19 protein-coding genes and 1 pseudogene are annotated in these 19267 nt (G+C 62.7%); 9 read left to right on the top strand and 11 right to left on the bottom strand.

Translation table 11 applies throughout. From position 1 onward, the window contains the following. Positions 1-12: 12 nt before the first annotated feature. The 4 genes from BBTA_RS05485 to BBTA_RS38615 are packed head-to-tail and all read left to right on the top strand — an operon-like array spanning position 13 to position 6314. A complete protein-coding gene (locus BBTA_RS05485) occupies positions 13-1158 on the top strand; it encodes a DNA cytosine methyltransferase (RefSeq protein ID WP_012041454.1) in 1146 nt (381 codons plus the stop codon). After that, positions 1155-4070 carry an ATP-binding protein gene (locus BBTA_RS05480; RefSeq protein WP_012041453.1) on the top strand — a complete coding sequence of 972 codons (2916 nt, stop codon included), beginning with the start codon at positions 1155-1157 and terminating at the stop codon, positions 4068-4070. The genes BBTA_RS05485 and BBTA_RS05480 overlap by 4 nt, the downstream gene beginning before the upstream one ends. Continuing rightward, a complete protein-coding gene (locus BBTA_RS05475; protein ID WP_041750356.1) occupies positions 4063-5874 on the top strand; it encodes a response regulator receiver domain in 1812 nt (603 codons plus the stop codon). The genes BBTA_RS05480 and BBTA_RS05475 overlap by 8 nt, the downstream gene beginning before the upstream one ends. Further along, positions 5871-6314 carry a very short patch repair endonuclease gene (locus tag BBTA_RS38615; RefSeq protein WP_012041451.1) on the top strand — a complete coding sequence of 148 codons (444 nt, stop codon included), beginning with the start codon at positions 5871-5873 and terminating at the stop codon, positions 6312-6314. The genes BBTA_RS05475 and BBTA_RS38615 overlap by 4 nt, the downstream gene beginning before the upstream one ends. A 164-nt stretch (positions 6315-6478) precedes the next feature. On the opposite strand, the pseudogene BBTA_RS05470 reads toward BBTA_RS38615, so the two are convergent. Together BBTA_RS05470 and BBTA_RS05465 are read right to left on the bottom strand one after the other, a co-directional pair. After that, positions 6479-6979 (bottom strand): annotated as a pseudogene (locus tag BBTA_RS05470) (diaminopimelate decarboxylase); the annotation flags it as partial. A 94-nt stretch (positions 6980-7073) separates the two neighbouring features. Further along, positions 7074-7928, bottom strand: coding sequence for a LysR family transcriptional regulator (locus BBTA_RS05465; protein WP_041751260.1), 855 nt, complete (start codon positions 7926-7928; stop codon positions 7074-7076). A gap of 132 nt (positions 7929-8060) precedes the next feature. On the opposite strand from BBTA_RS05465, the gene BBTA_RS05460 reads away from it, so the two are divergent. Then, positions 8061-9047 carry a zinc-dependent alcohol dehydrogenase family protein gene (locus BBTA_RS05460; RefSeq protein ID WP_172241278.1) on the top strand — a complete coding sequence of 329 codons (987 nt, stop codon included), beginning with the start codon at positions 8061-8063 and terminating at the stop codon, positions 9045-9047. Between the two features lie 53 nt (positions 9048-9100). Beyond that, on the top strand, positions 9101-9925 hold the full coding sequence (locus BBTA_RS05455) for an SDR family NAD(P)-dependent oxidoreductase (RefSeq protein ID WP_041750355.1): 825 nt from the start codon (positions 9101-9103) through the stop codon (positions 9923-9925). A gap of 99 nt (positions 9926-10024) precedes the next feature. On the opposite strand, the gene argC is transcribed toward BBTA_RS05455, so the two are convergent. Next, entirely contained in the window at positions 10025-10999 is a 975-nt protein-coding gene (gene argC / locus BBTA_RS05450; protein ID WP_012041446.1) for an N-acetyl-gamma-glutamyl-phosphate reductase, read from the bottom strand. 82 nt (positions 11000-11081) lie between these two features. Next, positions 11082-11483 (bottom strand): addiction module antidote protein, encoded by a 402-nt coding sequence (locus tag BBTA_RS05445; protein ID WP_012041445.1) that lies wholly within the window; start codon positions 11481-11483, stop codon positions 11082-11084. Between the two features lie 63 nt (positions 11484-11546). On the opposite strand from BBTA_RS05445, the gene BBTA_RS05440 reads away from it, so the two are divergent. Both BBTA_RS05440 and BBTA_RS05435 read left to right on the top strand, forming a co-directional pair. Next, complete coding sequence (locus BBTA_RS05440; protein ID WP_012041444.1) at positions 11547-11729, top strand: hypothetical protein; 183 nt, start codon at positions 11547-11549, stop codon at positions 11727-11729. 17 nt (positions 11730-11746) lie between these two features. Next, the gene (locus BBTA_RS05435) at positions 11747-12019 is read left to right on the top strand and encodes a type II toxin-antitoxin system RelE/ParE family toxin (RefSeq protein WP_012041443.1); all 273 of its coding nucleotides are present in this window, start codon (positions 11747-11749) and stop codon (positions 12017-12019) included. Between the two features lie 6 nt (positions 12020-12025). Here BBTA_RS05435 and lysA read toward each other — a convergent pair whose 3' ends face one another. From lysA to argH, 3 genes are all read right to left on the bottom strand, one after another. Continuing rightward, on the bottom strand, positions 12026-13291 hold the full coding sequence (gene lysA, locus BBTA_RS05430) for a diaminopimelate decarboxylase (protein WP_012041442.1): 1266 nt from the start codon (positions 13289-13291) through the stop codon (positions 12026-12028). 277 nt (positions 13292-13568) lie between these two features. Further along, positions 13569-13862, bottom strand: coding sequence for a lipoprotein (locus BBTA_RS05425; RefSeq protein WP_012041441.1), 294 nt, complete (start codon positions 13860-13862; stop codon positions 13569-13571). Positions 13863-13945: 83 nt separating this feature from the next. Further along, positions 13946-15337, bottom strand: coding sequence for an argininosuccinate lyase (argH, locus tag BBTA_RS05420; RefSeq protein WP_012041440.1), 1392 nt, complete (start codon positions 15335-15337; stop codon positions 13946-13948). Between the two features lie 96 nt (positions 15338-15433). On the opposite strand from argH, the gene BBTA_RS05415 reads away from it, so the two are divergent. Next, positions 15434-16123 (top strand): TlpA disulfide reductase family protein, encoded by a 690-nt coding sequence (locus BBTA_RS05415; RefSeq protein ID WP_012041439.1) that lies wholly within the window; start codon positions 15434-15436, stop codon positions 16121-16123. 91 nt (positions 16124-16214) lie between these two features. Here BBTA_RS05415 and BBTA_RS05410 read toward each other — a convergent pair whose 3' ends face one another. From BBTA_RS05410 to BBTA_RS05395, 4 genes are all read right to left on the bottom strand, one after another. Continuing rightward, positions 16215-16412: a putative motility protein gene (locus BBTA_RS05410; protein WP_012041438.1), complete on the bottom strand. Its 198-nt coding sequence runs from the start codon at positions 16410-16412 to the stop codon at positions 16215-16217. A gap of 85 nt (positions 16413-16497) precedes the next feature. After that, positions 16498-17376, bottom strand: a complete 879-nt coding sequence (locus BBTA_RS05405; RefSeq protein WP_012041437.1) for a 3-hydroxybutyryl-CoA dehydrogenase — start codon at positions 17374-17376, stop codon at positions 16498-16500. A 98-nt stretch (positions 17377-17474) separates the two neighbouring features. Continuing rightward, entirely contained in the window at positions 17475-18419 is a 945-nt protein-coding gene (locus BBTA_RS05400; RefSeq protein ID WP_012041436.1) for an electron transfer flavoprotein subunit alpha/FixB family protein, read from the bottom strand. Next, the gene (locus BBTA_RS05395) at positions 18419-19168 is read right to left on the bottom strand and encodes an electron transfer flavoprotein subunit beta/FixA family protein (RefSeq protein WP_012041435.1); all 750 of its coding nucleotides are present in this window, start codon (positions 19166-19168) and stop codon (positions 18419-18421) included. The genes BBTA_RS05400 and BBTA_RS05395 overlap by 1 nt, the downstream gene beginning before the upstream one ends. Positions 19169-19267 lie beyond the last annotated feature (99 nt).

The raw sequence follows: 19267 nt of genomic DNA, 5'->3' as shown, positions 1-19267 counted from the left end.
GGCAACGCCGTCGTGGGGACAGTAGGAAAGATCGGGCGCAAGCCAAAGAAATCGAAATCGGACGACAAGCTGAAAGTGTCGGCCTGCGACCTGTTCGCAGGTGCCGGCGGTTTTTCATTGGGAGCTCATCTCGCTGGCATCAACGTCGCGGCAGCCATTGAGTGGGACAAGTATGCTTGTCAAACCTATCGAGCGAATCTGATCGATACGGGACTTGCGTCGACTCACCTCTTTGAAGAAGATATTTCGAAGCTCGCCCCTAACAGGGTAAAACTTGTTGCTGGCTTCCATGAAAGACCATGCGACATTTTGCTGGGCGGGCCACCATGCCAGGGTTTTTCGGCGCACCGATTGAATGACGCGGGCGTTGATGATCCCCGAAACACCCTCCTCTTGCGGTACTTCGAATACGTTCGGGTCCTGCGACCGGTTTTCTTTCTAGTTGAAAACGTTCCGGGGTTGTTGTGGCCCAAACACAAGAAATTTCTAAATGCCTTCTACGAATTGGCGGATCGAGCCGACTATGGCGTACTCGAACCGAAAGTGATCAATGCCAGGGACTTCGGCGTTCCGCAAAATCGGCGAAGAGTATTCATCCTCGGCTTTGATCGAAGGCGCGTTGATGAGATGAACACGTGGCCACCGAAAGCAACTCACGTATCTCCGGACGCACTAGGAGAGTTGCCTCACTGGGTGGCCGCTTCAGTGGCTTTCAAGCGGGCTTTGGCTGGCGACCCCAACAATATCCACATGAAGCACTGTCCGGAGCTGGTCGAAACGTTCGCACGCACGCCGGCCAACGGGGGCTCGAGACGTCAATCGGGACGGATTCTTCCATGCCATGAGGACCATTCCGGCCATTCCGATGTTTATGGCCGGATAGATCCTTCAATCCCAGGTCCCACCATGACCACCGCTTGCATCAACCCGTCGAAGGGGCGGTTCGTTCATCCAACGCAGCATCATGGGATTACTTTGCGCCAAGCTGCACGCCTTCAGTCTTTTCCGGATTGGTTTAATTTCGAAGGAGGCATCATGGCCGGCGGAAAGCAGGTCGGCAATGCCGTCCCTGTGGACCTCGCCAAAGCACTCTTGGAACCATTGCGAGATGCAGTCATCAAGCTGCGCAAGGCGGAAAAGCGGATGGACGCAGCATGATCCAAGCGGTTCCATTTCAGACACGCGCACGCACGATCGACCACCTTGGACGGGGCCAAATCGCCGACGCTCCGACCGCAGTCAGCGAACTTTGGAAGAATGCCTACGATGCCTACGCGAAAAACGTAGCTCTCCATATTTTTGGTGGAAGCCCGGAAGTAGCAGCTGTTTTCGATGACGGAATCGGAATGAGCCGCGAGGATGTAATACAACGCTGGCTCGTAATCGGAACAGAGAGCAAGTTTGACAATGCGGATACGACGCCACCCGAGACGTTCGGTCTGCCGCCTCGCCCGCGACAAGGCGAGAAGGGCATTGGGCGTCTCTCCGTTGCCTTTCTTGCACCAGGAACCATCCTCATCACTAAGCGGGCCAACTCCGAATTCGTTGTTGTCGTAGTCGACTGGCGTCTGTTCGAAAATCCCTTTGTCGCGTTGGACGATATCCAGCTTCCCGTCGAAACCTTTCCGAACGCCGACGCATTGGCAAATGGACTACCCACACTCTTGGATACACTTAAGTCCAATCTCGGAAATGCGTCCGACGACCGCGGCAAGCGACTCGCCGATAGCTGGGGACGATTTTCTGATTACGAGAAGGAGAAAGGCTTTTCTTCAACCCTTGAGGCGATCAAGTCGTCATGGGTCAAAATGCCGTTGACAAAGCGGCATCTGGAGGAGTGGCCAGTCTTTTTGGATCTGGTCGACCACGGCACCGCAATGTTCATGATCTCGCTCAACAACGAGTTGGGCGTCTGGGTGCGCCCAGCCGAAACGGGTGAGGAAGTTGAAGCAGTCAAGCGGCGCCTCAAGCAAACACTTACCGCATTTACCGACCCTTACTCGGAAGCGCCTCCACAGTTCGACTATGAAGTCTACCTTCATCGCGGCAACGGCGACGAAAGAGTGATAGGAGCCTCCGAAGTCTTCGGCATCGACGCGCTTCACGATCTTGAGCACTACATTGACGGCCGCTTTGACGAAAAAGGTACATTTACGGGACAGGTCGTTGCATTTGGAAAAGACCTTGGTACGCGGACATTCACACCGGCTCGCGCGCTTCCGACTAAGGGGCGCGATCGTTTAGGACCCTTTACGTTTGCAATTGGGACTTTTGAATTTGACGAGCGCAGGTCTACTCACGACGAGAACCAGCATGCGCATCTTATGGAACAAGCCAAAAACTCTTCCGGTATCTTTGTCTATCGCGACCTCTTGCGCGTCATGCCCTATGGACGTCCGGACGCAGATTTTCTGCAGCTAGAAGAACGCCGAAGCATGCATGCCGGACGCGAATTCTGGGCGCATCGACGAAGCTTTGGCCGTATTGGCTTTACGCGAGCAGATAACCCGGCCCTTAAAGACAAGGCCGGTCGCGAAGGACTGGTCGACAATCGTGCCTTCCGCGAAATGTGCCTTCTGGTTATTGACTTTTTGATGGATGCCGCACGCAAGTATTACGGAACGGATGCGCCTCTCCGAGAAGAGCTGTTGCCGGGCATTATGGAACGCAAAGCGCTTCAGAAAGAAGCTGCTGATAAAGCGCGAGCGCGACGCCGTAGGGGCATGAGGCAGTTTCTGAGGGAGCAATCCTCACCTTTGGAGGATGCTCTCCAACGAGCCGAATCGTTGATGGCGCTTGCAAAGGACACTCTGACGAAGAACGATAAGGTGCAGGCAACCGTCTTGGCGGCCCGGGTGCGCGACATTCGCGCTCTCGGCGAGACCCTGCGGCCACCGACGCCGCCTTCAAGGCTTGGTGATCTTGAGGTCGAATGGCGCACCTATCGTGATAATTATAACGCGTTTCTCGGCAAACTCAAGACGGTCGCAGGACTTGCTGCCGAAGTTGAAACTGCAATGGAGGCAGAAAAGCCAAAAGACGTTTTGGCGTCGCACTACGGTGAGCAACGTGAGATTCTAGTCAATCAGCTCAAAGATTTTTCGGTCTCAATCGACGAGCGACTAAAGCGGCTTCGGTTAAAATGGCAAGACCAACAAAAGGCCGACGAAGCTGAAATAGAGAATCGCATAGGTTACTTGCTTGAAACCAAAGTGAACGCTGCCAATCTTTTGGCGATGTTGAATCTGATCGACACGAACCGAGCTGAATTGTCCGACGTCTTCGCCGCACGATATCAATCATTCATCGGTGCGCTCGATCAATTGATCGAAGGTATCGATCTGCAAGGCGCGGTCGACATTGTTAACGAACGGCAAGAGGAACTTGAAGAGCAGCTTCGGGATATTCGCGCCGTCGCGCAGATTGGGATAACCGTTGAAATCATCGGTCATGAGTTCGAGACGCTGGAATCTGAAGTCAGACGTAACCTGGGAAAACTTCCGTCAGACGTTCGCGAGACCGCGTCATACAAGCAGGCACTTCGCTCGCATCAGGCTCTCGCTGATCGACTCCGGTTTCTCGCGCCCTTGAAGATCGGTGGATATCGTACGCGCGAAACGATATCCGGACAACAGATTGCCGATTACATTTCGGAATTCTTCTCCAAGATGTTCCTGGATCAGCGGATCGATTTTCTGGCTACTGCGGCGTTCAGAAGAATCTCGATTGTGGACATTCCGTCTCGGATCTTCCCGGTTTTCATCAACCTCATCAATAATTCAGTTTATTGGGTCAGCCAGTCGGCGGAGCGCTACATTCGTCTCGATTTCAAGAACGGCCTCACCGTCGTTGCTGATAGCGGCAAAGGCGTCGATCCCGAAGATGTTCCTCGGCTATTCAACATCTTCTTCACCCGTCGCCGTTCGGGTCGGGGCGTCGGCCTCTATCTCAGTCGCGCAAACCTTGCCGTCGCGGGGCATAAGATCAGATATGCAACCAACGCCGATCCCCACATACTCGAGGGCGCGAATTTCATAATTGACTTTAAAGGTGTGCGAACCGATGCCTGACGCTGCATACGAGGCCGTCGTCATAGAAACGTTCGAGAAGAAACCTCTTCGGACCGTGCTAATGATCGACGACGAATTTCCTACTTTTTCCGATCTTGCCGCGGGCGAAAGTAGAGATAATGCGAAGAGGTTTCGCCAGAAGCTTCTTGCGACCGCGATGTATGAAGGATTTAAGCGATCCAACATGATCTGCGATATTGAAAACGGTATTGTGGCAGACCAATCAGAACGGTTGCGGAAGAGCGATCTTGTTGTTCTGGACTATCACCTCGGCCCAGGTGAAAACAACAGCGAGCAGTCCATCAGACTCTTGAGAGACCTAGCTCATTCTAAGCACTTCAACACAGTCGTTGTTTACACCAACGAGCCCAAGCTCGATGACGTTTGGCTCGAAATCATCTCGTGTATCCGCGGCGGATGGTCGCGTCTTCCGGCAAGCCTAACCGATCAACCGGCAGCCGAATGGGAGCGCCTAGTCGAGAAAGAGCTGGTTCCCGAAAGCCACAAAGAGGCTTTGATGCAGTTCGTGGCAAGAGGGAGGATGGGTGATATCGAGCCATCTATTAAGTCCGTTCTCACTGGAGAATTGGAGGAACGGGAGATTGCGACTGACATTCTCGACATCGTTCTTGAGGCGTTGCTTCATCACCAACTGGGAGCGATTGCGCGCGATTACTCTAAGCTGCCGTCTATAGGAGCTACCGGCGGGTTCGCCGGAGGTGTTCGTTGGATTCAATCACAGAATGCATTCATCGCGATTCTTCAAAAGGTCGATTTACCTGAAGACAGATCCGCGCCTGTTGATGAGAAAGATCCAGTCGGCATCATGGCCGGACTGCGAAAAGCGCTGCTCGCATGGCAGCCAAATTTAGTCCAGATCTTAGTCTCTGAAATCCAGAACGTTCTTGAGTTAGACGCACTAGCCACGGCCGATGGTCAATTGCAGAAGTCGGACACTCAAACTGCGCTCTGGTATTACTTGTTGCAATCACTGGGAACGCTCGACCTGGAGAGACCACCTGATGTTAGTGCGCCGATAATCTCAATCATAGATAAAGTTTTGGACGGCATCCGGCAGAGGCTGATTTCGGACGAAGAACTGTTGCGCCATGCGAGCGATGCACTGATCGGAAGCTTGAGAGAAACGGGTTGGACGTCGACCGATTGGCCAACTCCATCGAAACGTCTGTTCGAGGGAGCCAGGAAATTGGCTAGAGCAGATGGCCTCGTCGATCTTCAACAGACAATATTTAGATTGAACACTTTTTTCTCAACGGAGGACTTTGCCCGAGCACATCTAACGACAGGCGCAATATTCAGAAGCGTAGCTACGGATACCTATTGGGTGGTTTCTTCACCCGCCTGCGATTTGGAGGACCGTCAGCCGGGTGCTTATCAAGCATGGGCGCGCTCCATCGATCCTCTGACAGCAGTCGTGGCACTCCGATTGGAGCGGTATCCAAGAGTAGACAGGGCCCTTAAAGATGCGACAACGGGGAAGTACATTTTCCTGGAACAATCTGCCGGAGACCAAAAAGCTTTTAAGATCGTAGATGATGCGGGCGTCCCATCGTATGAGTTCTTTTTCGCCCACAACAGAGGTAGAATTACGCGAAACGGCGCACGGAAAGTCTTTACAGCTAATCGCTTATTCGTAAACGAAGAATCGCCGACCGGGATACTCTCTGCTGAGGAGTTTGAAATTGTTCAACAGCTTAGGGATTTGAATGCCAGCCGGACCCTTCTTGTCGCCGGACAACATTTGTCGCGCATAGGTGTAGATTTCATCAAAATGCCTGCATGATGGATCGGCTTACTTCGTCTCAGCGCAGCGCGGTGATGGCGCGCATCCAGGGGAAGGATACAACGCCTGAAATGCGCGTAAGAACGATCGCCCACGCGATGGGACTTCGTTTTCGTCTGCATCGCGGTGATTTGAAGGGGACACCTGATCTGGTGTTCCCTAAGCACAAGACGGCGTTGTTCGTTCACGGATGCTTCTGGCATCGGCATCCGGGCTGTAAGCGTGCGTCCATGCCTCAAACTCGCGAAGAGTTCTGGCGCAAAAAGCTAGCGCAAAACGTAGCGCGAGATGCGGAAGCGACATTACAGCTTAGCTCGGAAGGTTGGCGTGTTCAAATCATATGGGAATGTGAAACCAAAGACCCGGCCCAGATCCGAAAACGTCTTGAGAAGATGTTCAAAGCGTCCATCGGAAGACGACGCAAAAAGGACAGAAAGTAGAGAAGCCGCATTTCGCAATTGCCCGGCGAGAATTCCGCTGGGCGCATGGGGCCGAACAACGAGCCACGACCGCTGTTCCAGCAATCGCCGCTACGACGGTGTCCGAGACTACGCGAAGGGTTAGGGGTTCGAGATTTGCGAAGCGCGGCAAACAGCTGCCCCCCTCACAGCCAAGGCGCCGGCGTATCCATCGCGATCAGCTGCTCCACCTCGATCCGCGGACGGATCACCGCGGCCTGGTCGCCCTTGACCAGCACCTCGGGCACCAAAGCGCGGGTGTTGTAGGTGCAGGCCTGGACGGCGCCGTAGGCGCCTGATGTCATGATGGCGAGGAGGTCGCCGGGCGCAGGTTCGGGCAGCGTGCGGTCGAGCGCGAGGTAGTCGCCGCTCTCGCAGACCGGGCCGACGACGTCGGCTGTGAACGACGGCGCACCCGGCGCGGGCTGGACCACCGGCAGGATGTCGTGATGGGCCTCGTAGAGCGTCGGGCGGATCAGGTCGTTCATCGCGGCGTCGATGATGACGAAGTTCTTGGCCTCGCCGTGCTTCACATAGATCACATTGGCGACGAGGATGCCGGCATTGCCGACGATCATCCGTCCCGGCTCGAACATCAGGGTGCAGCCGAGATTGTGGCTGACGCGCTTGACCATCGCGGCATAGGCGGGATTACGGTGACACTGCACAAAACTGGAGGCACGCGGGGGACGAGATCCGGAGCGCCGACGAGATCGAGAGCGCCGCAGTGTCAAACGCATCTCACGCGGACGCCAGTTGCGAGATGACGAGGTCGAGCAGCGCCCGCAGCCGGGCGAGCCGGCGCAGATCGCGGTGATAGCCGACATAGGTGTCCCGCCCCGGCGGCTGCTCGCCGATGTCGACAGGCCGCAGGCCCGGCGTCGCGTCGCCGAGCGGCCGCGGCAGCACGGCGAGCCCCGCGCCTTGCGCTGATAGCATGGCCTGAACGTCGCGGTTGTTGCTGCGCATCGCGACCTCGGCCTTCGGCAGTCGCTTCGCCAGCCAGCGCGCATCGGGCATGTCGGCGAAAGCCGTGTCCATGGTGACGACCCTGATCCCCTGGCCATCGCCCTCGACGGCCTGCGGGCCGTCGAGCGGGCCATACACGGCATAGGGGATGTGCAGGAGCCGGCGCGAGATCACCTCCGGCTCGTCGAACGCGCGGATGCGAAACACGAGATCGGCCTCGCGGCGGGGAAGGCTGTAGAGCCGCGCGTCGGTCAAGAGCTCGACACAGACGCGCGGGTGCAACCGGCCGAATTCGGCCAGAACCGGCGTCAGCATCAGGCGGCCGAACCAGTCCGACGACGAGATCCGGAGAAAACCGTCGAGCTGCGCCTGCGCGCCCGCCAGGCGCCGCTCGAACGCGAGCGCCTCCTCCTCCATCCGCTCGGCGTGGGCCAACACCGCCGTGCCCTCGTGGGTCAGCACGAAGCCTTCGGCCGTGCGCTGAAACAGCGTCTGGCTCACGGCCGCTTCGAGCGCCGCCAGGCGGCGTCCCATGGTCGGCTGAGACAGGCCGAGCCGGCGCGCGGCCGCGCCGAGCGTGCCCTCGCGCGCGATGGCGAGGAAGATCCGCAGGTCGCTCCACTCCATGCGAGGCCTTTCGACGACGGGGGCGACGGACACGAGACGCCCATTCAAAACTGAATGGATTACATACGAACTCGATGATGTCCATTCATGGCACGACGGCCGATGATGCCTCCATCACAACAGGAGGTCGCCATGACCATCTCGATGAAGGCTGCCATTCTCCACGAAACCGGCGCGCCGCTCCGCGTCACCGCGATCAGCCGCCCCGCGCCGGGACGCGGCGAGGTCCTCGTCCGCATCGCCGCGGCCGGCACCAACCCGCTCGATACCAAGATCCATGCCGGCCAGGCCGCGCATGCCAGGCAACCGGCTCCCGCCATCCTCGGCCTGGACATGGCCGGCACGGTCGAAGCCACGGGCGAAGGCGTCACCCGGTTTCGTCCGGGCGACGAGGTCTACGGCATGGTCGGCGGAGTCGGCGGCCACCCGGGAACGCTGGCCGAATATGTCAGCGCCGACGCGGATCTGCTCGCGGCCAAGCCGGCGAACCTCAGCATGCGCGAGGCGGCCGTCCTGCCGCTGGTGACGATCACGGCCTGGGAAGGCCTGGTCGATCGCGTCGGCATCCGGCCGGGACAGACGCTGCTCGTCCTGGGCGGCGCCGGCGGTGTCGGTCACATCGTCGTCCAGCTCGGCCTCGCCTTCGGCGCAACGGTTTTCGCAACGGGACGTCCAGAGAGCCGGCCGGTGATCGAGCGCCTGGGCGCTGTTTTCATCGACCGCAACGAACCGATCGCCGACGCCGTCGCGCGCATCACGGCGGGCCGCGGCTTCGACATCGTCTACGACACGGTCGGCGCGCTCGACACCGCCTTCGCCGCGGTCGCGCGGTTCGGCCATGTCACCTCGTCGCTGGGCTGGGGCACCCATCCGCTGGCGCCGCTGTCGTTCAAGGGCGGCACCTATTCCGGCGTCTTCACACTGCTGCCGCTGCTCGACGGCAAGGGACGGCGGCATCACGGCGAGATCCTCGCCCAGGCCGCACAGCTGGTGGAATCCGGCAAGCTCACGCCGCTGCTCGACTCGCGCCGGTTCGCCCTCGAGGACGTCGGTGCGGCCTATGACGCGCTCAAGACGGGCGGCACCGGCAAGATCGCCATCGACATCGCGGCGGCATGAGCCGGCGCGACCCCCGAGCCTCACACGCAACGGCAATATCGAGGAATAGTCCGATGAGAGTCTGGTTCATCACAGGGGCCTCGCGCGGCTTCGGCGCGCTGGTGGCGCAGCGGGCGCTGGACGGAGGCGACGCCGTCGTGGCGACCGCCCGCAATCCGAAGGCGATCGTCGATCGCATCGGGGCACATCCCGACCTCCTGGCCCTCGCGCTCGACGTGACCAGGGAGAGCGAGGCGGTCGCGGCGGCGCAGGCGGCGATCGACCGCTTCGGCAGGATCGACGTGCTCCTCAACAACGCCGGCTTCGGCCTGATGGGCGCGGTCGAGGAAACCAGCCAAGAGGAGATCGAGGCCGTCTTCCGCACCAACGTGTTCGGGCTCCTGGCCGTCACCCGCGCCATTCTGCCCCACATGCGCAAGGCACGGTCCGGCCGCATCCTCAACATCTCGTCGATCGGCGGCTATCGCGGCTCGGCCGGCTTCGGCGTCTATGGCGCGACCAAGTTCGCCGTCGAGGCGTTGTCGGAGGCGATGCGCGCCGAGCTCGAGCCGCTCGGCATCCATGTGACGGCGATCGAGCCGGGCTACTTCCGGACCGACTTCATGGACGCCTCGTCGTTGAAGGTCAGCCGCATCGTGATCCCCGATTACAGCGCGACGGCAGGTCGGGTCCGCGCGAACGCCGGCACCGTCAACGGCGCCCAGCCCGGCGATCCCGACAAGCTCGCGCGGGTGCTCGTCGACTTCGCCGGCGAGCCCGATCCGCCGGTGCGGTTACCACTGGGGGCCGACACCGTCGCGGCGATCGAGGCGAAGCACGCCTCCGACGCCGCCATCATCGCCCGATGGCGCGAGGTCGCGCTCTCGACGGGCTTCTGAGTGGGGACCACGGTGACGGTGCAGCGGATCAAACGCTGAGGAGAGGCGCCGTTTGATCACCCGTTCCGTCTCCCGCTGCTGTGACAATCGCGGCCGACCTCACGGCCAGACCGGCGCCCCCTCCAGCCCCGCGGTCTCCGGCAGCCCGCACATCAGGTTCGCATTCTGCACCGCCTGCCCGGCCGCGCCCTTGCCGAGATTGTCGACGACGCCGAGCGCGATCACCAGGTTGCGCTCGGGGTCGGCGGCGTAGCTGACGAAGGCGAGGTTGGAGCCGGCGGCCCATTTGGTCTGCGGCGGCTTGTCGGTGACGCGGACGAAGGCGCTGCCTTCGTAGAAGCGGCGAGCGGCGTCGAGGCACTGCGCGGTGGTGGCGCGGCCGCGGGCGTAAATGGTGGCGAGAATGCCGCGGGTCATCGGCACCAGATGCGGCGTGAACACGAGGCCTGTGGCGCTGCCGCCGCTGATCCGCGCGATGCTGCGCTCGATCTCGGGCATGTGGACGTGCCTGAGCAGGCCGTAGGGGATCAGGTTCTCGTTGCTCTCGGCGTAGCCGAAGCCTGTGCCGCCGCCGCGGCCGGCGCCGGAGATGCCGGTCTTGGCGTCGATCACGATGGTGTCGGGCGAAATCAGCTTGTCGGCCAGCAGCGGCGCCAGCGGGGTCAGCGCCGCCGCGGGGAAACAGCCGGGATTGGCGATGCGGGTCTTGCTTGCGATCTCCTGGGGCCAGACGTCGGCGAGGCCGTAGGTCCAGCCGTCGGCGTAGCGGTGATCGCCGCCGATGTCGACGATCTTCACGTCATCAGGCACGCGCGCCAGTGCATCTCTCGAGGCGCCGGTGGGGAGCGAGGCGAACAGCACGTCGAGGGACGGCAGGCGCGCGGGGTCCCATTTCTCGATCACGAGATCGGCGAGCTTGGCCGGCACGCCGGGGAATCGCTCCGCCAGCCGCTGGCCGGCGCTGCCCTCGCCCGCGGCGTAGACCAGTTCGAACGAGGGATGCCCCGCGACCAGGCGCATCGCCTCGCCGCCGCCAAAACCGCTGATCCCGACGATGCCGACGCGAATGCTCATGGGGGGTCCTCATGGTGAAGGGAATGCGGAGTTGCGGCGCTGCATGAGACGCGCGACTGAGCTGCGCTTCAGCCGGAGATCGTCACCGCGACGCCGCGGCTTTCGTCTTCGGCTTGGCGCCGGCCGGCTCGGCCGTCAACCGGATTCCCGTCGCGGTGATGATCCGCAGGACGGTCGCGAACTCCGGATTGCCGTTCTCGCCGAGGGTCTTGTAGAGCCCTTGCCGCGTCACGCCGGCGGACTCGGCAACCTGGCTCATGCCCTGCGCCCGGGCGACGAGGTCGAGGGCGTCGCGGACCTCGGCGGGATCACCGTCGGCGAGCACGAGGTTGAGATCCTCCGCTCGGGCGGCCGGCGTACGGAGGTGCTCAGCGGCATCGAATGTCTTGAGCTTGCTGATTTCATCCTCAATCCTCCAATGTCGCCGCGAGGTCCTGGGCCTTTGGCCTGGGTCCGCTTGTCGCCAAGCGACAGACCGGAACACCCCCTCGCATGTGCCGGTGACCCGTGTTATTTTGCGGGTATGACTGATGCAACCACCCGTGCGATGCCTTCCGCGCTGCCGCCGAGCGAAGCCGAGCTTGCCGAATGGCGGGCTTTGAGCCGCGAGGAGCAGCTCGCGCGCTACCGCGAAGTGCTGCAGCATCCCGATTGCCAGCGTATCACCAGCTCGACCATGAGCGATATTCGCGCCGAGGCACAACGGCGCGTCGCGGCTCGCCGCGGCTGAGTTCAAGCTCTCAGCCCGTGCCAAGGCTGATCTGCTTGATATCTACGACTATACGAACAGCACCTTCGGTACGTAACCAAGCCGACGCCTATCACGCGGGCCTTGAGCGCACGTTCGATCTGCTGGCGAATTTTCCGCGGATCGGTGCCAGCGTGAGCGATATCGCGCCCGGGCACCGGAGGTTTCGGTTCCAGGCGCATATCGTGTTCTATACCGAAGATCCAGACGGCGTTGTGATCCGCGTGATCCTGCACCACTCGCGCGAGATCAGGCCCGATCTGTTCGATTGATCGCACTCACAGCCACGGCGCCGGCGTATCCATCGCGATCAGCTGCTCGACCTCGATGCGCGGGCGGATCACGGCGGACTGGTCGCCCTTGACCAGAACCTCCGGTACCAAAGCGCGGGTGTTGTAGGTGCAGGCCTGCACGGCGCCGTAGGCACCTGATGTCATGATGGCGAGGAGGTCGCCCGGCCGGGGCTCGGGCAGCGTGCGGTCGAGCGCGAGGTAGTCGCCGCTTTCGCAGACCGGGCCGACGACGTCGGCCACGAATGCGGGCGCATTCGGCGCGGGCTGGATCACGGGCAGGATATCGTGATGCGCCTCGTAGAGCGTCGGGCGGATCAGATCGTTCATCGCGGCGTCGATGATGACGAAGTTCTTGGCTTCGCCATGCTTCACATAGATCACCTTGGCGACGAGGATGCCAGCATTGCCGACAATCATGCGGCCGGGCTCGAACATCAGCGTGCAGCCGAGATTGTGCGAGACGCGCTTGACCATCGCGGCATAGGCGGCGGGCTCCGGCGGCACCGCGCGGTCCATGTGATAGGGGATGCCGAGGCCGCCGCCGAAATCGACGTGGCTGATCGTGTGGCCGTCGGCGCGCAGCGTCTGCACGAACTCGGCGAGGATGCGGAAGGCAGTCTCCATGGGGCCGAGATCGGTGATCTGGCTGCCGATATGGACGTCGACGCCGGTGACCTCGATGCCCTTCATCTTGGCGGCGCGGGCGTAGACCTTGCGGGCGTGCTCCAAGGGAATGCCGAACTTGTTCTCCGACTTGCCGGTCGAGATCTTGGCGTGCGTGCCGGCATCGACGTCCGGATTGACGCGCACCGAGATGCGGGCGGTGTGGCCAGTCTCATTGGCAAGCCGCGCCAGGAGGTCGAGCTCCGGCTCGGACTCGATATTGAGGCAGTGGATGTCGGCCGCGAGCGCGGCGCGCAGCTCGGCCTCGGTCTTGCCGACGCCGGAGAACACGATCTTGCGCGCGGGGATGCCGGCCGCCAGCGCGCGCTTCAGTTCGCCGCCGGAGACGACGTCGGCGCCGGCGCCGAGCTTGGCCAGGGTGCGCAGCACCGACTGGTTGGAATTGGCCTTCATCGCGTAGCAGATCAGCACGTCCTGGCCGGTGAAGGCCTCGGCGAACACGCGATAGTGCCGCTCCAAAGTGGCGGTGGAGTAGCAGTAGAACGGCGTGCCGACCTGGGCGGCGAGCCCGGCGAGATTGACGGCCTCGGCGTGCAGCACGCCGTCGCGGTAGTCGAAATGGTTCATGGGTCTGGTCCGCGCGCGGGGCTACGAGATGAAGTGATTGTGGCGGCGAATTGCCGGGAAATGGAGCGGATTGTCAATTGACGCGGCCACCCCCTCCCCCTGGAGAGGGAGGGTCGGGGCACGGCGCGTCAGCGGCGTGCGCCGGGGTGAGGTGATGCCGCGAAGGCGGTGGCCGTGGAGAGATCACCCCGCCTCGCGTCTCGCTGCGCTCCACGCAAGGCGACCCTGCCCCTCCAGGGGAGGGTGGCAGCGACGGCGGATCGAGCGGAGTTTGCCCCTATTTGCTGTCCAGCAGCGGGTCGAGGATGAAGGGTTTCTTGGTGCCGCGGGAGGCGGCGGGGCCGGCGTCGGTGCCGTAGCCGGAGTTGAACAGGCCCGGCTTGTTGGCGGTCTCGGTCGCGGTGTCGGCGGGGGCAGCCGACATTTGCGGCGCGGGCGGCGAGTTCGCCGGCAGGTCCAACGGGCCCTTGCGCCCGCAGGCGGCGAGCGACAGGGCGGCGGCCCCGGCCACAAGGAGAGGCCAGGCTTTGGACATCGGACGGCGACTGCGATTCACGTGTGAGATCCCCATGCGGGCTGCACCATACAGAGATTGACCGGACGTGGCGAGTGCCGGGGAGCCACGCCGGTCCGGTCAAATTTCGGACAGCGGCCCTACTTTCGCTGTTTTTCCAGCCGCTTCAGCCAGCCCTTGGCCTGGCTCGCGACGTTCTTCGGCGCGGTGCCGCCGAAGCTGGTGCGGCTCTTCACCGACGACTCCACCGAGAGCACGCCGAGCACGTCGGCCGTGATCTTCGGCTCGACCTGCTGCATCGCCGATAGCGGCAGCTCGTGCAAGGCGACGCCCTGCTTCGACGCCAGCGCCACGATCCGCCCGGTGACGTGATGGGCCTCGCGGAACGGCATCTTCAGCGTGCGCACCAGCCAGTCGGCGAGGTCGGTGGCGGTGGCATAGCCCTCGCCGGCGGCGGCCTTCATGCGGGCCTCGTCCGGCACCAGATCAAGCGCCATGCCGGTCATGGCGCGGATGGCGAGCGACAGCGCGGCAAAAGCCTCCATCGCGCCCTGCTTATCCTCCTGCATGTCCTTCTGATAGGCGAGCGGCAGGCCCTTCATCACGATCAGGAGCGCGTTCAGCGCGCCGATCACCCGGCCGGTCTTGGCGCGCACCAGCTCGGCGGCGTCCGGATTGCGCTTCTGCGGCATGATCGAGGAGCCGGTGGTGAACTTGTCCGACAGCTTGATCAGGCCGACCAAAGGCGAGGTCCAGATCACGATCTCCTCGGCGAAGCGCGACAGATGCACGGCGCAGATCGAGGCGGCGGAGAGCGTTTCCAGCACGAAATCGCGGTCGGAGACGGCGTCGAGCGAATTGGCCATCGGGCGCTCGAAGCCGAGCGCCTCCGCTGTGGCGTGGCGGTCGATCGGGAACGAGGTCCCGGCCAGCGCGGCGGCGCCGAGCGGGGATTCATTGAGCCGCTTGCGGGCGTCGGCAAAGCGGCCGCGGTCGCGGCCGGCCATCTCGACATAGGCCAGCAGATGGTGGCCGAAGGTGACCGGCTGTGCCGTCTGCAGATGGGTGAAGCCGGGCATCACGGTGCCGGCATGGTCGAGCGCGCGAGACGCCAGCGCGTGCTGATAGGCGGCCAGCGCGGCGTCGATGTCGTCGATCGTGTCGCGCACGTACAGGCGGAAATCGGTCGCGACCTGGTCGTTGCGCGAGCGCGCGGTGTGCAGGCGGCCGGCGGCCGGGCCGATCAGCTCGCCGAGCCGGCTCTCGACATTCATGTGAATGTCCTCGAGCGCCCGCTTGAACTCGAACGCCCCCTTGGTGATCTCTGACAGGATCGTGTCTAGACCCTTGCCGATATTTTTCGCATCACTCGCGGTGATGATGCCCTGGGCGGCGAGCATGGCGGCGTGCGCCTTGGAGGCGGCAATATCCTGCGCGTAGAGGTGGCGATCGACGTCAATCGAGACGTTGATGTCCTCCATGATCTCGTCGGGACGCTCCGAGAACCGGCCACCCCACATCTTGTTGCTCATGCCTGCCGCTCTTAAGCCTTGCTGATCGCCAAAGGATGGGACACATCGTGCAGTGCCCCGCAAATTCGCGCCTCTGATAGCCGCAACCGACCCGAGATGACAAACGATAAGCCAGAGCCGTCCCCTGCCCGCCCCGCTGGATCGCGGAAAACGCTGCTGGCCGCAGCCGCCATCACGGTGGTCGCCGTCGCCGGTGTGGCGGCCATGGCGTTTGGCGGGCTGCTGAAGGGCCGTCCGGCGGGCGACCAGGCCTGCGAAGCGGCGGTCGCGACAGCCAAGCGGATCGCGCCGCTGATCAAGGGCGAGGTCGCGGCGCTGACGCCGGCCTCCGCGCCGCTGCGGTTGCCGGATCTCGCTTTCGAGGATGGGACGGGCGCGCCGAAGAAACTGTCCGACTTCCGCGGCAGGACGGTGCTATTGAACCTGTGGGCGACCTGGTGCGTGCCGTGCCGCAAGGAGATGCCGGCGCTGGACGGGCTGCAGGCCAAGCTCGGCAGCGACGCCTTCCAGGTGGTCGCGGTCAACATCGACACCCGCGACCCGGAGAAGCCGAAGGCCTTCCTGACCGAGGCCAAGCTGACGCAGCTGGCCTATTTCAGCGACCAGAAGGCCAAGGTGTTCCAGGACCTGAAGGCGGTGGGCCGCGCCTTGGGCATGCCAACCTCGGTGCTGGTCGACGGCCATGGCTGCGAGATCGCGACCATCGCAGGCCCCGCCGAATGGGACAGCGCCGATGCGGTCAAGCTGATCCAGGCCATCACGGCGAAGGCGGCGGCAGGACTCTGACACTCGGCCTTTTGCGCGAGGCCATTCCCAGGTCGTCATCGCCCAGCTTGTTCCGGCATGACGAGCACCTGATTGGTTGGCTGAATCGAGCTCAGGCGGCGATGTTGAGATTGCCGCCGACGCCGGGGCCGACATTGGCGAGCGACAGCGTCTGCTGCGCACCACCGAGCAGGGTCAGGACGGCATCCTTCTGCGCATTCAGGTTCTGCTTCAGCACGGTCGTGGCGACCTGCTGCTGAGTTGCACTCGCTTGCTGCGCCAGGGCCGCAGCCACCAAGCTCATATCCATACGCTTATACCCTCGTTACGGGCACTCTAACCCGGCAGCCTTAACGAAGCGTATCGATTGGCCTATCCAACGCGGGGTTGTGCGGTCAGCGCGTCGGGACCGGCTTGGGCCCGCGATAATCGTAGAAGCCGCGCTGCGTCTTGCGGCCGAGCCAGCCGGCCTCGACATATTTCACCAGCAGCGGGCACGGCCGGTACTTGGAATCCGCCAGCCCCTCATGCAGCACCTGCATGATCGACAGGCAGGTATCGAGGCCGATGAAATCGGCCAGCTCCAGCGGGCCCATCGGATGATGCGCGCCGAGCTTCATCGCCGCATCGATCGCCTCGACATTGCCGACGCCCTCATACAGCGTGTAGATCGCCTCGTTGATCATCGGCAGCAGGATACGGTTGACGATGAACGCCGGGAAGTCCTCGGACACCGCGATCTGCTTGCCGAGCCGGCCGACGAACTCCTTGGCCGCCTCGAAGGTCGTGTCGTCGGTGGCGATGCCGCGGATGAGCTCAACCAGCTCCATCAGCGGAACCGGATTCATGAAATGAATGCCGATGAAGCGCTCGGGCCGGTCGGTGCAGGCGGCAAGCCGCGTGATCGAGATCGACGAGGTGTTGGAGGCGATCAGCGCCTCCGGCTTCAGGACCGCGCAGAGGTCATGGAAGATCTTGCGCTTGACGTCTTCCTTTTCGATCGCGGTCTCGATGACCAGATCGCAATCGGCGAGGCCGTCGAGGCTGTCGGCGAGCGAGATATGGTTCAGCGCCTTGCTGCGCGCCTCGTCGGAAATGACCTTCTTGGCCACCTGGCGGGTCAGGTTGCCATTGATTGTCGCCATGCCCGATTTCAACCGGTCGGAGGTGACGTCGTTGAGCACCACGTCGAGCCCGGCCAGGGCGGCAACATGCGCGATGCCGTTGCCCATCTGTCCCGCGCCGATCACACCGAGCTTGTTGATCTGAGCCATGTTGTCATCCACCGGAACGGCGCGCCATCTGCGTCCGTCCATGCCCTAGAAGTGAGAACACCGGCCGCCGAGGTCCCATGCGGCCGGTGTCACAAGCGTTACTTACCGAGCTTGCCGAGCGCGTCGGTCAGTTCGGGAACCGCCTGGTAGAGGTCCGCCACCAGGCCATAATCGGCCACCTGGAAGATCGGCGCATCTTCATCCTTGTTGATGGCGACGATCACCTTGGAGTCCTTCATGCCGGCGAGATGCTGGATCGCGCCGGAAATGCCGACGGCCACATACAGCTCCGGAGCCACGACCTTGCCGGTCTGGCCGACCTGCCAATCGTTCGGCGCATAGCCGGCATCGACCGCGGCGCGCGAGGCGCCGACGCCGGCGCCGAGCTTGTCGGCGAGCGGCTCGATGTATTTGGCGAAGTTCTCGCGGCTCTGCATCGCGCGGCCGCCGGAGACGATGATCTTGGCTGAGGTCAGCTCGGGCCGGTCGCTCTTGGCGACCTCCTCGCCGAGGAAGCTCGACAGCGCCGGATCGCCGGCCGCCGCGACGGTCTCGACTGACGCGCTGCCACCCTCGCCGGCAGCGGCGAAGGTCGAGGTGCGCACGGTGATGACCTTCTTGGCGTCCTTCGACTTCACGGTCTGGATCGCGTTGCCGGCATAGATCGGCCGCTCGAACGTGTCGGGCGCGACGACCTTGATGATCTCCGACACCTGCATCACGTCGAGCAGAGCGGCGATGCGCGGCATCACGTTCTTGAAGCGCGAGGTCGCGGGCGCGACGATCGCATCGTAGGTCGCGGCGAGCTTGACGACGAGGTCGGCGAGCGGCTCGGCGAGATCATGCGCATAGGCCGCGTCATCAGCCAGCAGCACCTTCTTGACGCCGGCGAGCTTGGCGGCAGCTTCCGCAGCACCCTTGGCGCCCTGGCCCGCGACCAGCACGTCGACATCGGCGCCGAGGGCTGTGGCCGCCGTCAGCGCCTTGTTGGTCGCGTCCTTGATCCCGGCATTGTCGTGTTCGGCAATCAGCAGCGTGGCCATCAGAGCACCCCCGCCTCGGTCTTGAGTTTGTTGACGAGCTCGGCGACGTCCTTGACCTTGACGCCGGCCTTGCGGCCTGCCGGCTCGGTGGTCTTGAGGATCTCGAGACGCGGCGTGAGATCGACGCCGGTATCGGCGGCGGTCTTCTCGGCGATCGGCTTCTTCTTCGCCTTCATGATGTTCGGCAGCGAGGCGTAGCGCGGCTCATTGAGGCGCAGATCGGTGGTGACGATCGCCGGTCCCTTGAGCTTCACGGTCTGCAGGCCGCCATCGACCTCGCGGGTGACCTTGAAGTCCGAGCCGTCGACCTCGAGCTTGGAGGCGAAGGTCGCCTGCGCCCAGCCGAGCAGCGCCGCCAGCATTTGGCCGGTCTGGTTCGAATCGTCGTCGATCGCCTGCTTGCCGAGGATGATCAGTCCGGGCTGTTCCTCCTGGGCGACCGATTTGAGGATCTTGGCCACCGCCAGCGGTTCCACATTGCCCTCGGCCTTGACCAGGATGCCGCGATCGGCGCCCATCGCCAGCGCCGTGCGGATCGTCTCGGAGGCCTGCGCGGGCCCAATCGAGACCACCACCACCTCGGTCGCCTTGCCGGCTTCCTTCAGCCGCAGCGCTTCCTCAACGGCGATCTCGTCGAACGGATTCATCGACATCTTGACGTTGGCGAGCTCAACGCCCGATCCGTCGCTCTTGACGCGGACCTTGACGTTGTAATCGACCACCCGCTTGACCGGCACCAGAACCTTCATCGATCCTCTTTCGCTCTAATTTGTCCGGGGTTGACCTTTCGGGCGCGGAACCTAAAGCGCCCGTACCCCCCGGTCAACGCGCGAGGGGTGAAAAAAGCA

Source organism: Bradyrhizobium sp. BTAi1 (genome assembly GCF_000015165.1).
GTDB classification, from domain to species: Bacteria; Pseudomonadota; Alphaproteobacteria; order Rhizobiales; family Xanthobacteraceae; genus Bradyrhizobium; species Bradyrhizobium denitrificans.
Note: the sequence above shows the minus strand (reverse complement) of the source record. Positions and strands in the feature narration are given on the sequence as shown.

What these genes read in the sequence shown, in the direction of transcription:
- BBTA_RS05415 (WP_012041439.1), top strand. Translation starts at nt 15,434, where the DNA reads ATGACAAACGATAAGCCAGAGCCGTCCCCTGCCCGCCCCGCTGGATCG.
- BBTA_RS05400 (WP_012041436.1), bottom strand. Translation starts at nt 18,419, where the DNA reads ATGGCCACGCTGCTGATTGCCGAACACGACAATGCCGGGATCAAGGAC.
- BBTA_RS05405 (WP_012041437.1), bottom strand. Translation starts at nt 17,376, where the DNA reads ATGGCTCAGATCAACAAGCTCGGTGTGATCGGCGCGGGACAGATGGGC.
- BBTA_RS05465 (WP_041751260.1), bottom strand. Translation starts at nt 7,928, where the DNA reads ATGGAGTGGAGCGACCTGCGGATCTTCCTCGCCATCGCGCGCGAGGGC.
- BBTA_RS05475 (WP_041750356.1), top strand. Translation starts at nt 4,063, where the DNA reads ATGCCTGACGCTGCATACGAGGCCGTCGTCATAGAAACGTTCGAGAAG.
- BBTA_RS05410 (WP_012041438.1), bottom strand. Translation starts at nt 16,412, where the DNA reads ATGGATATGAGCTTGGTGGCTGCGGCCCTGGCGCAGCAAGCGAGTGCA.
- BBTA_RS05455 (WP_041750355.1), top strand. Translation starts at nt 9,101, where the DNA reads ATGAGAGTCTGGTTCATCACAGGGGCCTCGCGCGGCTTCGGCGCGCTG.
- BBTA_RS05440 (WP_012041444.1), top strand. Translation starts at nt 11,547, where the DNA reads ATGCCTTCCGCGCTGCCGCCGAGCGAAGCCGAGCTTGCCGAATGGCGG.
- BBTA_RS38615 (WP_012041451.1), top strand. Translation starts at nt 5,871, where the DNA reads ATGATGGATCGGCTTACTTCGTCTCAGCGCAGCGCGGTGATGGCGCGC.
- lysA (WP_012041442.1), bottom strand. Translation starts at nt 13,291, where the DNA reads ATGAACCATTTCGACTACCGCGACGGCGTGCTGCACGCCGAGGCCGTC.
- BBTA_RS05460 (WP_172241278.1), top strand. Translation starts at nt 8,061, where the DNA reads ATGACCATCTCGATGAAGGCTGCCATTCTCCACGAAACCGGCGCGCCG.
- argC (WP_012041446.1), bottom strand. Translation starts at nt 10,999, where the DNA reads ATGAGCATTCGCGTCGGCATCGTCGGGATCAGCGGTTTTGGCGGCGGC.
- BBTA_RS05480 (WP_012041453.1), top strand. Translation starts at nt 1,155, where the DNA reads ATGATCCAAGCGGTTCCATTTCAGACACGCGCACGCACGATCGACCAC.
- argH (WP_012041440.1), bottom strand. Translation starts at nt 15,337, where the DNA reads ATGAGCAACAAGATGTGGGGTGGCCGGTTCTCGGAGCGTCCCGACGAG.
- BBTA_RS05395 (WP_012041435.1), bottom strand. Translation starts at nt 19,168, where the DNA reads ATGAAGGTTCTGGTGCCGGTCAAGCGGGTGGTCGATTACAACGTCAAG.
- BBTA_RS05425 (WP_012041441.1), bottom strand. Translation starts at nt 13,862, where the DNA reads ATGGGGATCTCACACGTGAATCGCAGTCGCCGTCCGATGTCCAAAGCC.